Source organism: uncultured Tenacibaculum sp. (assembly GCF_947499065.1).
Lineage (GTDB): Bacteria > Bacteroidota > Bacteroidia > Flavobacteriales > Flavobacteriaceae > Polaribacter.
Genome location: NZ_CANMMT010000002.1, coordinates 655,953 through 670,875 on the forward strand (window position 1 = coordinate 655,953; position 14,923 = coordinate 670,875).

Genomic DNA, 14,923 nt, shown 5'->3' on the forward strand with positions numbered 1-14,923 from the left:
ATGACTAGAAATTTTATATACATAATATTAATCATATTTATAGGATGTAAAGATTCAAAAACCCCTAAATCAACATATTTTGGTGGTAAAATCATTAATCCTAAGTGTAGTTATGTTACCCTTTCTGATAATTACAACTTTAACGATACTATCTATTTAAAGAAAGATAATAGTTTTATTGGTGCTTATAAAAACTTAAAAGAGGGCTTATATATATTCAATCATGGACCAGAACACCAATACATTTATTTAGAACCAAAAGATAGTTTACTTTTCCGATTAAATACATGGGATTTTGATGAATCATTAGTTTTCAGTGGTGAAAATGCTGAACGTAATAATATACTTATTGAGTCTTTTTTACAAACAGAACAAGAAGACAAATATATTTCTAAGTATTATAAACTACCACAAGAAGAATTTTTAAGGAAAATCGATTCTCTTAAAGAGATTAGACAAAGAATTATTGATGATTATAAAAGTAAAAACAATAACATCTCTGAAAAGTTTATAGAAATATTGAATATTGCTTTACTATATCCTATATATAACTATAAAGAAAAATACGCTATTCATAATTTTGCAAAAGAAGCTCCTGAGAAATTAGTTGATTCTTATTTTAATCATCGTAATAATATAAGTACTAAAAAAGATTCTTTAATTTTTTATGGACCATATTACAGGTTTATAAAAGATAAGTTATACAATGATGTTCATCTTAAAAAGTTAAATTCTAATCCTGAGAATTTTACTAGCGATTTATTAAAAAATATTGATTCCGAGATTTCTTCCGAAGAAATAAAAAACAAACTATTATACAATACAATGGTTCGTCATTTCTTCAAAGATCCTAAAAATAAGAATGAAGCCTTTTTTACTTTCTTTAAGTTAAATACAGATATTGACCAGAAAAAGAATATTCAACGCTTAAAAAACGATCTTAAAGTATTAAAAAATGGGGAAAATATTCCTTCATTTGATTTAATAGATGCTAAAGGAGAAATGAAAAGTTTTTCAAAAATAATAAAAGGAAAAAGTACAGTTTTATTATTTAAAAACTATAAATATGCTTCTGATGAGTGGGTATCTTCTCGTATTAATTATTTAATTAAAAACAATCCTGATGTAAACTTTGTAGTTGTTAATCTATGTAGTGACTTTAAAAGATATACTAAAAATGTAGATTTTAAATACCAATATACTTTACCAGCTAAGAGCTCTGTTTGTAATTTTTCTTCAAGTAAATTCCCTCGTATGTTACTAATTGATAAGAATGGTATCATCGTAAATGGATATACAAGTTTATCTGCAAAAGATATCAACCTACAAGTCAACAACTTACAAAAAACAAAATAACGCTCTATAATTCATTTATTTAGTGTACTTTTGCGCCGTCCAAAATCTCACTAAGAGATATTTTATATTAATATTAGAATTCGCGGAGGGGCATCTGTGAGTTCTCTAAAAACCACAGTATGTCAAAATTTTTAGATTTAGGTTTGAAAGAACCTATCAATAAAGCTTTAATGGATTTAGGTTACGAAAATCCAACCGTAATTCAAGAAAAAGCAATTCCGCAAATCATTTCTTCAAAAGAAGATTTAAAAGCATTTGCACAAACAGGTACAGGAAAAACTGCTGCTTTTAGCTTACCTATTATAGAGCTAGCTGATCAAACAAGTTTAAATACTCAGGCAATTATTCTGTCTCCTACTCGTGAATTAGCTGTTCAAATAGGTAGAAACATTGAAGAATTCTCAAAATACTTACCTAACTTAAAAGTAGCTACTGTTTATGGTGGTGCTAACATTGAGGAACAAATAAGAAAACTTAAGCGAGGAGTTCAAATTGTAGTTGGAACTCCAGGAAGAACTGTTGACCTTATTAAAAGAAGAGCTTTAAAGCTTGGAAACGTTCAGTGGCTAGTATTAGATGAGGCAGACGAAATGTTAAACATGGGTTTCAAAGATGAGTTAGATCAAATCCTTGAAGCTACACCTGAAACTAAACAAACATTATTATTTTCTGCTACTTTTCCAAGAGAAGTAGAAGCAATAGCTCGTAATTATATGTCAAACCCTGCTGAAATTACTTCAGGGCAAAAGAATCAAGGTTCTGACAATGTAAGTCACGAATACTATTTAGTAAATGAAAGAACACGTTACCCTGCTTTAAAGAGAGTAGCTGATTTAAATCCTAATATTTACGCAATTGTATTTTGTAGAACTCGTAGAGAAACACAAGAAGTTGCAAACAATTTAATACGCGATGGTTATAATGCCGATGCTTTGCATGGTGATTTATCACAAGGACAGCGTGATGGAGTAATGGATAAATTCCGTAAAAAGACTATTCAAATATTAGTTGCTACTGATGTTGCTGCTCGTGGTTTAGATGTAAATAACTTAACACACGTTATCAATCACAAATTACCAGATCAGATAGAAAATTATAATCACCGTAGTGGTAGAACTGGTAGAGCTGGTAATAAAGGAGTTTCTATTGCTTTAGTTACAAGAAAAGAACAAGGTAGGTTACGTCCTATTGAGCGTATTCTTAAAAAGAAGTTTGTTCATACACCTGTTCCTTCTGGAAAAGAAATATGTCAAAACCAATTATTTCATTTAATTGATAAGGTTCATAATACTGAAGTAAATACTGAACAAATCAATAACTTTTTACCTAGTATTTATGAGAAGTTAGAAGATTTATCTCGTGAAGAGCTAATTCAGAAATTTGTTTCTTTAGAGTTTAATACCTTCTTATCATACTACGAAAATGCTCCGGATTTAAATGATTTATCTTCAAGAGATAACTCTAGAGGAAGATCTACTAATGAGAACATGACTCGTTTCTTTATTAATTTAGGTAGAAAAGACAAATTAAATCCAGCTAAATTAATAGGTTTAATCAATGATCAGAATATTACTGATAAAATTGAAATTGGGGCTATTGATATTCTAGATACCTTCTCTTTCTTCGAAATTGATAAGAACTTTGAAAAGGAAACTTTAGATACTTTTAGTACTAATAATCCTGATTTTAACGGTAGAACTGTTAATATTGAAATTACTAAATCTGATCGTGGTGGAGGTAGAAAACCTCGTAGAAACGGAGGTGGTAAATTTAGCGGAAAAAGAAGAAGTAGTGACAACAGAGACAGAGATAACAACAAAGGGGGATTTGGTAGAAGACGTAATAACGATAGTTCTAACAATTCTTCTAGAAGAAGTAATAATAAAGCTTCTGCTGGATTTGGAAGAAAGCGTAGAAGAGATTAATTCCATATCATATATACATAAAAAAAACAGCTCAAATGAGCTGTTTTTTTTATGTATAATTATAGTTTTTTTAGTTCCAAAAACTACTATTGATTACCCAATATTATAGGCATTCCGCTTTTACCAGATCCTATTAATACCACTTTACTATTAGGTGATTCTGATAATTTTAAAGTAGCTTCTATTCCTTTTTCTTGTAATATTTTATCTGTTAACGAAGCACTTAAAATTTTGTTCGCAATTGCTTTACCTTCTGCATCAATCTTTTGTCTTTCAGCTTCTTTCTTTGCCTTTGCTAATCTAAATTCATATTCTAAAGATTCTTGCTCTTGCTTTAACTTTGTCTCAATTGCTGTTCTAATTGTAGTTGGTAATTTTACATCTTCAACTAAAACTCTTTTTACGATTAAGAACTGATCTTTTAAAACTGTTTTTACTTCATCTAAAATTTCTTGTTCAATTACATCTCTTTTACTTGAATATAATTGTTCAGGAGTATAACGCCCAACAACACTTCTTGCTGCTGCATTAATTGCTGGGTCTAACAATTCACGCTCGTAATCTTCTCCCTTTGTTTTAATTAACATTCCTAAGTTATTAAACTCTGGTTCATACCATATTGTTCCATTAACTTTTACTTCTAATCCATTTACAGAAAGCACATTCATTTCGTCTGATACTGATTGTTGACGTACTTTTCTTATAATCATCTTATTCCAAGGAGCTACAATATGAAATCCTTCTCCATATGTTTTCTCTGTATTAATACCATCTCCTAATGTTTCAAATATAACTCCTCCCTCTCCAGGTCCTATTGTTACTGTTGATTTAGAAAATATAATAATTACTACAACGGCTATTATACCCAGTAAAAAAAGCCCTTTAGGTAATTGTAAATCTAATTGTTGTCTATTATTCATGTCTGTTTTTTATTTATATCAAAAATACTGAATTAATTTTCTTTATATCGTAACAATCGTAATGCATTAAATACAACCAATAAAGTTGATCCTTCATGAATTAGTACAGCTGGACCAATTTTAGCAAATCCAAATAAGGTAGCAGGTATTAATACAGCAACAATACTCAAGCTAATCCATAAATTTTGTTTAATTATTGCTTTTGATTTTCTACTTAAACCTATTACAAATGGCAAATTTTCTATTTTATCGCTCATTAAAGCTACATCTGCTGTTTCTAAAGCAACATCACTACCTGCAGCCCCCATAGCTATTCCTACAGTACTATTCGCCATTGCAGGAGCATCATTAACACCATCGCCAACCATTGCTACTTTACTATCTATTAATTTTAATTCTTCAATTGCTTTTACTTTATCTTCTGGTAATAGATTTCCTTTTGCTTCTGTTAAACCAATCTGATTAGCTATTGAATCTCCTACATTTTGATGATCTCCTGTTAACATCACCATTTTTTTTATTCCTATTTCTTTTAAACGTTTTAATGTATTACTTGCTAAGCCTCTAGGTACATCCATAACACTCAATAATCCTATTAACTTAGTATTAAACGCAACTAACATTACCGTTTGTCCATTTCCTAGTAAATCATTCATTTGTTTATTTACTTTTTCTGAAATAGCAATATTTTTATCAATCATTAACTTTTCATTACCTATAAACACCTTTTTCTCTTTATAGTTTGCTGAAATTCCTTTTCCTTGTATTGCTTTTATCTTAGATGCTTCATTTGAATTTTTAATAAAAAACTGCTCTTCTATATCTTTTGAAATTGCTTTTGCTAATGGATGATTACTCAAACTCTCAACAGATAAAACAATATCTAAAAATTCTTTTTCATCAAAATTATTTAAAGGAATAGCATTGGTTAATTTTGGTTTCCCTTCAGTTAAGGTTCCAGTTTTATCAAACGCTATTGTTGTTAAACTTCCTAAATCCTCTAACGCTCTTCCTCCTTTAATTAAAACTCCTTTTTTGGCTGCTCTAGCAACGCCACTTAATACTGCACTTGGTGTAGAAATTGCTAATGCACATGGACTTGCAGCAACTAACACTGTAATTGCTCTATAAATACTTTCATCAAACGTTTCATCTAGTATTAGATATGCAAAACACAAAGAAATAACTAAAACTACTACTAATGGTACAAACCATTTTTCAAATTTTTTAGTAAGTAATTGTGTAGGTGACTTTTGAGTTTCCACCTCACTTACCATTTTTACTAATCGAGATATAGTACTATCTACACTTAATTTTAGTACTTTAACCTCTAGTATGCTATCTCCATTTATTGTTCCTGTATAAACTATATTTTTAGCATCTAAATTATTAAATTCTATAATTGAATTAGAATCTAAAATTGCTTCTTTATCTACAGGCATACTTTCTCCTGTTATAGAAGCTTGGTTTATACTACTACTTCCTTTTACAATAACTCCATCTGCTGCTATTTTAGAATTAGGTTTAACTACAATTATATCGTTAACTTTTAACTCTTCAACTCCTATTTCGATAATTGAATTGTTTCTTTTTACTAAGGCTAGTTTAGGTGATAATTCACCCAATGCTTCTATAGATTTTTTAGCTTTATTCATTGCATAATTTTCTAATGCGTGTCCTATACTAAATAGAAATAGTAATAAAGCTCCTTCTTCCCATTTACCTATGTAAGCTGCTCCAACAGCAGCTATAAGCATTAAAAAATCAATTTCAAATCGGCCTTTTTTAATTTTTTCTATTGCTTCTTTAGTTGTAAACCAACCTCCTAAAACAAAAGCACTTATAAAACTACCTAAAGCGTAATGTACTGGTAAATTAATTGCATTTTCAATAACTAAACCTGTAAAAAAGAATACACCGCTTAAAATTGCAAAATAAAGTTCTGTTTTTTCTCCAAATATACCACTGTGTTTATGGTCATGATTATGATTTTCAGACATATTTTATATTTTCTTAATTGACCTCTTTTTTAATAAAAAGATGCATTATGAGGTATCTTAAATTTTTAAACCTAAGTTACCTCATTTTTTATTTAGTGTGCATGTCCATCCATTCCTCCTGCTTGTTGCAACAGTTTCCCTTTTAAGAAATGAGCTCCTTTCGTGACTACTTTTATATTATAATTGTTATTCTGAATCATTTTTATCTCTGTAAAACCGTTATCTGTATTACCTAGCGTAACTTCTAATGGTACAAATTCCTCATTACTTTTAGCCATGAAAATAAAACTTTCTCCTTCATTATCTATAATAGCTTTTTCTGGAACTGCAAATACTTCATTACCATCCAATAAAACTTGTGCATTGATAAACATTCCAGATTTTAAACGGTTTTGTTCGTCTTCAAAATGCCCATGAACATTTACTGTTTTAGTCTTATCATCTACTTTTTGGCTTATTAACTTTATATATCCTTCATATGAAACATCTAATCCTGAAGGTGTAAAAATAAAAGTGTCTCCTTTTTTTACTTTTATAATATCAGTTCCAAAAACATTCAATTCAGCGTGCATATGATCGTTATCTATAATCTCCATCATTTCACTATTCGCTGCTAAAAACATTCCTTTATTTAAATTATTTTCAACAATATACCCCTCTATTGGAGCCTTTACATAAACATATTGTTGAATTCCATTTTTTGCTACAGTTTGCGGCAATAATCCAGCCATTTTTAATTGAGAAGCATAACTACTAGCTAAACTCTTTGCCGAACGGTAAATTCCTTCTGTTATTTGAAATGATTTCTTAGAAGTTATATCGTTTTCTAATAACATTTTTTTACGCTCATAATCAGCTTTGGCTACATTTAATTTATTAATTGCTTCTAAGTATGCATATTGTAAATTGATAAAATTTGGATGCTGTAATACTGCTATCGTTTGCCCTTTATGGACTCTATCTCCAGGCAACAAATCTGTTTTAAATACAAAAGCTTCCATAGGTGCATATACAGTTGCTTTACTTTGAGGAGGCACTTCTATTGTCCCCGTTACTTCTATGCGATCTCTAATTTGCTTTTTACCAATACTTTCAACCTTAATTTTTGCTGTTTCAAATTGCGCTTTTGTTAAATGTATCTCGTTTTCATTATGATTGTCCTTCACTGAAGAAGATTTTGTTTCTTTATTTTTATCTTCTTTAGCATGATCATGTCCTGAATGATCTTCTTTACAACTAATGGTTATTATTGTAATTAATATTAAAATGATTTTTTTCATATTATAATGTCTTTTAACTCTATAATTCTTAAGAGTTTATATATTATTTCTTATTCTTTAATGTAAAACTCGTATGCTATTACGGTTTGATTGTAATTATTTATAAGTAATAAATAATTCTGCATTACTTGAAAATAGGCATTAAAACTCTGGTTATATTGATAAGCATCAATTTCTCCAGACTTGTATGCTATTTCTAATTTTTCAATAAATTTTTCTGCTTGTTTTTTTGTTTCTTCAATACTTAAAAGTTCGCTTTCTAAATACTTTATTTGTTTTTGTAAACTTTTAAAATTGTTTTTAATTGCTATTTTTTTCGATTCATTTTCAAAAGCTATCTCTTCTTTAAGAATCTTTTGCTTTTTAATTTTTGCTTTATTTGACCAAAATGACAATGGAATATTAACTCCTACATTAAAACCTGTATACCCATTATTATTTCCAGTTTTTCTATTGATAACTCCCGCTTTTAACTCTGGAAAATAAATAGCTTTTGCTGTAGAAATACTTCTCTCTGCTACTTTGTTACTTTTTTCTAACGCCTGTAAAAATGTATCTGAAAGTGTATCTTTCTGAATTGAAATCTCTTTTTTCTTTGGAAATTTAGTCGCTGGAACTATTGCTGATGTCAATTGTAATAATTCTTTTAACTGATTCTCTACCAATAAAAAATCTTTATAAACTTTATTCTTTTGAGATTGTACTCCTAAAGATTGAATTGTTGTTAAATCATTTTCTAAACCACCTATTTCTCCTGATTTATGTAACTTTTTGGCTATACTCTTTATTTGGTTAGTATTGTCTTGTTGATTCTCCATTAGAGAAATCAATCCAAATAAATAATGCCATTCTTGGTATAGCTTTTTTACCCTTGTTATCGTTTCTTTTTTAGAAACTTCTCTTAAAGATTTTGCTAAATCAAGTTTTGATTTAGCTAATTTTCTTTTTTGAATATGTGATAATATTGAGCCGAAATTTTGATTTATAGCCCACTCCTGCTCTGTTAAACCTGGTGCTATTCCTACGTCTTGATATTGTACAGATGTTGGGTTTAAAGCAATAGCTCCAGAAATTGCTGCTTTATTTTTATCTACATTTAAATTTGCTTTCTTCAATAAAACATCTTTTTTCAAAACCATGTTTATAGCTTCATTCTCTGTTAACTTTTGAGGAATTTCTTGAGCTGTTATTATCGATACACTAAATAATAAAATAAGAACTGTAACTGCTTTATTTAATACTACCTTTTTAACTTTTACTGTTTCAAATATCATATATAAAACAGGTAATATTAATAGGGTTAATAAAGTTGCTGATATTAAGCCACCAATTACAACAGTAGCTAATGGTTTTTGAACTTCTGCTCCTGCCGATGAAGAAATTGCCATTGGTAAAAAACCAAGAGAGGCTACTGCTGCTGTCATTATTACTGGCCTTAACCGAATAGAGGTTCCCTTTTTAACTATTTCTTTTAAATCGGTTAGACCATCTTTCTTTAAACGATTAAACTCAGCTATTAACACAATACCATTTAATACGGCTACACCAAATAAAGCGATAAAACCTATCCCTGCTGATATTGAAAATGGCATATCTCGTAACCATAAAGCAAAAATTCCTCCAATTGCCGACATAGGAATTGCCGTATAAATTAAAATACTTTGTTTAATTGATTTAAATGTTATGTATAATAATAGAAATATTAGTAATAAGGCTACTGGTACTGCTATTCCTAAACGAGCACGAGCCTCTTCTAAATTTTTAAAAGTACCCCCATACGTAATATAATAACCTGGATCAAACTGAATTTTACTATTTACTTTCTGTTTTAACTCTGCAACAATACTTGCTACATCACGTCCCCTAACGTTAAATCCTACTGTTATTCTACGTTTTGCATCATCTCGTTGTATCTGATTTGGACCTGTTTCAAAATTAATTGTTGCTACATTGGATAATGGTATTTGAACTCCATTAGGTGTAGTTATATACAATTTTCGAATATCTTCGATATTATCTCTATTCTCTTTTGCTAATCGAACTACCAAGTCAAAACGTTTCTCCCCTTCATATACATACCCTGCATTTTGCCCAGCAAATGCTGCATTAATAGCCGTATTTACATCAGAGATATTCAAACCATAATAAGCTAATTGACTACGATTATAATCTATAACTATTTGTTTTAAACCAGTTACTTTTTCAACATACAAATCTTCTGCTCCTGCTACTTCAGGAATAATACTATTTAGTTTATTGGCATATTTTACTAACTTATTTAAATCTTCACCATAAATCTTTAATACTACATCTTGTCTTGCCCCAGTCATTAACTCATTAAAACGCATTTGTATAGGTTGCTGGAATCCATAGGAAACTCCTAACATATTATCTTCTAATACCTTTTGCATTTTATTAGTTAATTCATTTTTTGTATTAGCCTTTGTCCACTTATCTTTATCTTTTAAAATAATTATGATATCGGAAGCTTCAATAGGCATAGGATCAGTAGGAATTTCTGATGAACCAATTCTACTTACAATTTGTTCTATTTCATCCGGAAATTCTTTTAATAACAGCTCTGATGATTTATTAGACACATCAATAGTATAAGACAATGAACTTCCTGTAGATACTACTGTTTGCACCGCTAAATCTCCTTCATCTAATGAAGGGATAAATTCAGACCCCATTCTTGAAAATGTAAACAAACTCAATCCGAAAATAGCTACTGCTATAATGATTACTTTTTTCTGATTATTTAGTACTAACTCTAACAAAGGTGAATATGCTCTTTGTATTGACTCTATTATTTTATCAGAAATATTTTTCTTGTTATTAATTGTCTTTTTTAAGATCAATGCACTCATCATAGGTACATAGGTTAAAGACAAAATAAAAGCTCCTAGTATTGCAAAACTTACTGTCATAGCCATTGGCTTAAACATCTTACCTTCAATACCAACCAATGCTAAAATTGGCAAATACACTATTAAAATAATAATTTCTCCAAAGGCTGCACTAGTTCTAATTTTTGAAGCAGAATTATATACTTCTTCATCCATTTGCTCTTGCGAAAGCTTTTCTCCTGACTTTTTTAATCCTAAATAGTGCAAAGTAGCTTCTACAATAATTACAGAGCCATCTACAATAATTCCAAAATCAATAGCACCTAAACTCATTAAGTTTCCTGAAACTCCAAAAACATTCATTAAGCTAATTGCAAACAACATTGCCAATGGTATTACTGAGGCTACAATAAGCCCTGCACGCAAATTCCCTAATAATAACACAAGGATAAATATGACTATCAATGCTCCTTCAATAAGATTTGTTGCAACAGTACTAATTGCTTTATCAACTAGTTTTGTTCTATCTAAAAATGGTTTAATTGCTACACCTTCTGGCAAACTGTTTTCTATCTGAACAATTCGTTCTTTTACATCTTTGATTACTTTTGAGGAGTTTGCTCCTTTTAACATCATTACTATTGCCCCTACGACTTCTCCATCTGCATTTCTAGTCATTGCTCCATAGCGTACCGCATGCCCTAACTGTACTTTACCTATATCTTTTATTAAAATAGGTGTTCCATTTTCAGCATTTTTTACAACTATACTTTTTATATCTTCTGGTTTATTAATTAAACCTTCACTCCTAATAAAATATGCTTTCGGGTTTTTATCTATATAAGCTCCTCCTGTATTTTGATTGTTTTTCGCTAATGCTTCATAAACTTCACTAATACTTACATTCAAGGCTTGTAATCGTTCTGGTTGAATTGCAACTTCATATTGCTTTAAAAAGCCTCCAAAACTACTCACGTCTGCTACGCCTTCTATTCCTAGTAATTGACGTCGAACTATCCAATCCTGAATAGAACGCAGTTCCATTGCTGAATACTGCTTTTCGAATCCTTTTTTGGCATATAATGTATATTGATATATTTCTCCTAAACCTGTAGTTACTGGTGCCATTTCTGGAGTTCCTACTCCATCTGGTATTTGATTTTTTGCTTCAACAAGTCGTTCACTTATTTGTTGACGTGCCCAATAGATATCTACGTTATCTTTGAATACTACAGTTACTACACTTAGACCAAATCGAGAAAAAGACCTTACTTCTTCTATATTTGGAATACTCGACATGGTTAACTCTATTGGAAAAGTTACTAAACGCTCTATATCTTGAGCCGATTGTGATGGTGCTGAAGTAATTATTTGCACCTGATTATTAGTAATGTCTGGTACTGCATCTATTGGTAATTGTTTTAATGAATATATTCCCCAACCAATTAATGCAAATACCAAAGCGCCAATAATCAATTTATTTTTAATTGAAAATTTTATGATATTATCTAACATTTTTCATTTGTTTAATTCTATTTTAATACGATATGTTCCCGATTTATCTATAAATCCGGTATAGCAGATTTTAACTCTTGTAAATACAAGAATTATAAACTGTTAAACTTTAAAATGTTGAATTAAACCCTAGGAGGTTGGAAAAGTTCATCTAAATAATTAGATGCTTTTAAATGTTTGCTAAAAAGTATTTTCTTTTTTGCTTGAAGTGGTTTTACAAATAAATAATTAAATTCTTTTGTAATAATAGCATTAGATATTCCTAATAAAATACAGTGATGATGATGTTCTTTATTTCTTTCTTCTTCTGTGTCGTTTTCATGGTGAGAATCGTGATGTGCACTATCCATAGCTCCAATATGACTTTCTGTAACATCTTCATCAAAAATAATAGCATCTGTATGTGCTTGTACTGATGGTACAAACAATATTAAGATTAACATTATGATACTAATATTTTTCAAGCTGAATCTTTTAGACTAAAAACAAAATTATAAAAAAATATAATAATTCCTTTCTAAAAAGCTATTTAAGTTCTTTTCTAACTAATAGAAAAACCTGCTTTCTTTAAAAAGAATGTAGGTTTTTCACTAATAATATTAATATCTATTACTTCTTTTAGCACTTCTATTTCTATCAGAAGGTTTTTGATTGAATTTATACACAAAACTCAATGAAAATCGTTGAGCATTCCTACTTCTATCTTGGTAAATTGAAAAATTATTACCTATGATTTCTTCTCTAGACCTTCTTGTATCTAAAGCATTATAAACATTAAAAATTAAACTTCCTTTATTATTGAATATACTTTTTTGTAAACCAAAATTTAAATTTGTTATAGGTTTTGATTTAGTTTGTGCGTTACGTTCTTCTCCTTGATGAAAAACTCGTGTTTGTAACCTTAATGTTTTAAATGGTCTTAAATTCATTGTCAAATTGGTAAACCATGTATTACTAGAAAAATCAGCTACTTGATTATTTAATATACCTTTTTGTTGAAATCTATAAGCATTAAAATCTCCTGAAAAGCGTAACCATTTTAATGGATTATAAGAAGCTGACAACTCTACTCCATAACGTTTTTCATTATCTAAATTTACTGGTGACTGAATAAAAACACCTTCATTATTTTGTACTGTTTCGTATTGAAATGCATTATTGGTATCTGAATAATAAACAGAAGGATTCAACTGGAATTTATTTCCTCTATACATTATCGAAAGTTCTATTGCATCTGTAAATGATGGCCTTAACGCTGGATTTCCTGTAAACCTAGAAGTAAAATCTTTTAATTGAAAAAATGGATTTAATTGCCATAATGATGGACGTCCAATTCTTTTACTATAATTGATTTGTCCACTTAAGTTTTCTTTAAATTCATAACCTAAAGTAGCTGATGGAAATAAGTTTGTATATGTATCTTTTAAATTTAACGTAACATCTGAGGCGTCAATATCAATTTTAGTGTTTTCTATTCTCAACCCTAACTGATAATTTATTTTTCCTTTTTTTGAATTTATTTGCGCGTAGCTAGACAATATTTTTTCTTTATAATCTAATTGATTATTAATGTTATCTATTATTTCAAATTGACCATTGATTAATTCTTCAGCTAAAAACTCATTTGTAATAGTTCTATTCTCAAACTTCGCTCCTATTTCTAAATTTGTTTGCTCACTTAATGGTGTTGTAAAATCTGATTGAATTACAATATCATCTGTACTTCCCTTTCCTTTAGTTTGTATTGTTGTTTGAGCAATAGTAGTTGTAGGAAATTTTTCATCTGTTTGTAAATGCCAATCTTTTTCACTATTCCAAAAATCATATTGAAAATCGATTGTTAGTTTTTGTCCTTTTTTAGCAAAGTTTTTTGTGTAATTTGCTTCTAATTGATTGTAATCTCTTTCTTCTACAGAGTTACCAATAGTTTGTAAGGATTGTGCTAAAACTCCAGAGTTAGAAAAATCAAAGAATAAGTTAGTTACATCAGTATCTTTAGTTTCGTTTCTATAATAAGCTATGGTAACTGTATTTTTATCATTTATATAATAGTCGGTACCAAAATAAAACAACTGTCCATCATCATGCCTATCTTCATCTTCACTTTGATTTAAAAAAGTAGTTACATTATTATCTGTAGTAGTTTGTTTCTTAAAATACTCTCCTTCATAATCAGTATATCTAATTCCTAAATTTGTAAAAAAATTGAATTTATCCGCTTTATAATTTAAATTCCCTATTGCTCTATAATCATCTGGAATCCCAGCAACTAAACGTACTTGACCATTTAATCCTGATTTTCTATTCTTTTTAAGTATAATATTAATAATTCCTGCTGAACCTGATGCATCATATTTTGCTGATGGATTGGTAATTACTTCTATACTTTCTATAACATCTGCTGACAATTGCTCCAATGCTTGCGATTGCGATAAAGCTGAACGTCTTCCATTAATCATTACCTGTACATTCGCATTTCCTCTTAAACTTACTGTTCCAGTTGGACTTACATTTACTGAAGGTACATTACTTAATACATCAGAGGCAGACCCACTTTGCGAGGTAATATCTTTTCCTACTCTAAATACTTTTTTACCTAATTTTAACGACACTTCTGATGTTTCCGCTTTAACTACTACTTCATCAAGTGTTTTAGTATCTTCTTTAATTGTAATACTTCCTAAGTTAACTATACTTTGCTCTTTTGTTATTTTTACTTTTCTCTCAACAGTTACAAAACCTATGTATTCAATTTCTAAATTATAATCACCAACCTTTACTTTAGAGAACGTAAATTCCCCTTTATCATTGGTTACAACTCCTTCTATTAAATTATTAGTAGCATCTTTAAGTACAACTGTTGCATACGGTAACGTTTCATTTGAAGCATCTATAACTTTTCCTAAAATTTTTCTATTGCTAGATTGTTTTTGAGCTACTACTGAAATACTAAAAAGTAAACAGAAGAATAGATTCATAAGTGGTTTCATATTTTGTGAGTTTTAATTTTCATCAAAAATGAATAGAAAATTCTCCCTTTTCATTTAAAACTATGTGAACTGCTCTAACAATTTGCAA

8 protein-coding genes are annotated in these 14,923 nt (G+C 29.4%); 2 read left to right on the forward strand and 6 right to left on the reverse strand.

Annotated elements, in window-relative coordinates; genetic code table 11:
* A complete protein-coding gene (locus Q0958_RS07360) occupies positions 1-1,356 on the forward strand; it encodes a hypothetical protein (RefSeq protein ID WP_299121686.1) in 1,356 nt (451 codons plus the stop codon).
* A 119-nt stretch (positions 1,357-1,475) separates the two neighbouring features.
* Positions 1,476-3,281 carry a DEAD/DEAH box helicase gene (locus tag Q0958_RS07365; RefSeq protein ID WP_299121688.1) on the forward strand — a complete coding sequence of 602 codons (1,806 nt, stop codon included), beginning with the start codon at positions 1,476-1,478 and terminating at the stop codon, positions 3,279-3,281.
* A gap of 86 nt (positions 3,282-3,367) precedes the next feature.
* On the opposite strand, the gene Q0958_RS07370 is transcribed toward Q0958_RS07365, so the two are convergent.
* The 6 genes from Q0958_RS07370 to Q0958_RS07395 form a co-directional block, all read right to left on the reverse strand.
* Positions 3,368-4,201, reverse strand: a complete 834-nt coding sequence (locus Q0958_RS07370) for a prohibitin family protein (RefSeq protein ID WP_272149362.1) — start codon at positions 4,199-4,201, stop codon at positions 3,368-3,370.
* A 32-nt stretch (positions 4,202-4,233) separates the two neighbouring features.
* Complete coding sequence (locus Q0958_RS07375) at positions 4,234-6,201, reverse strand: heavy metal translocating P-type ATPase (protein ID WP_299121690.1); 1,968 nt, start codon at positions 6,199-6,201, stop codon at positions 4,234-4,236.
* 92 nt (positions 6,202-6,293) lie between these two features.
* On the reverse strand, positions 6,294-7,481 hold the full coding sequence (locus Q0958_RS07380; protein ID WP_299121692.1) for an efflux RND transporter periplasmic adaptor subunit: 1,188 nt from the start codon (positions 7,479-7,481) through the stop codon (positions 6,294-6,296).
* A 50-nt stretch (positions 7,482-7,531) separates the two neighbouring features.
* Complete coding sequence (locus Q0958_RS07385) at positions 7,532-11,845, reverse strand: CusA/CzcA family heavy metal efflux RND transporter (RefSeq protein WP_299121694.1); 4,314 nt, start codon at positions 11,843-11,845, stop codon at positions 7,532-7,534.
* A gap of 122 nt (positions 11,846-11,967) precedes the next feature.
* Entirely contained in the window at positions 11,968-12,288 is a 321-nt protein-coding gene (locus Q0958_RS07390; RefSeq protein WP_299121696.1) for a hypothetical protein, read from the reverse strand.
* Positions 12,289-12,444: 156 nt separating this feature from the next.
* Positions 12,445-14,835 carry a TonB-dependent receptor gene (locus Q0958_RS07395; protein WP_299121698.1) on the reverse strand — a complete coding sequence of 797 codons (2,391 nt, stop codon included), beginning with the start codon at positions 14,833-14,835 and terminating at the stop codon, positions 12,445-12,447.
* Between the last annotated feature and the right edge of the window lie 88 nt (positions 14,836-14,923).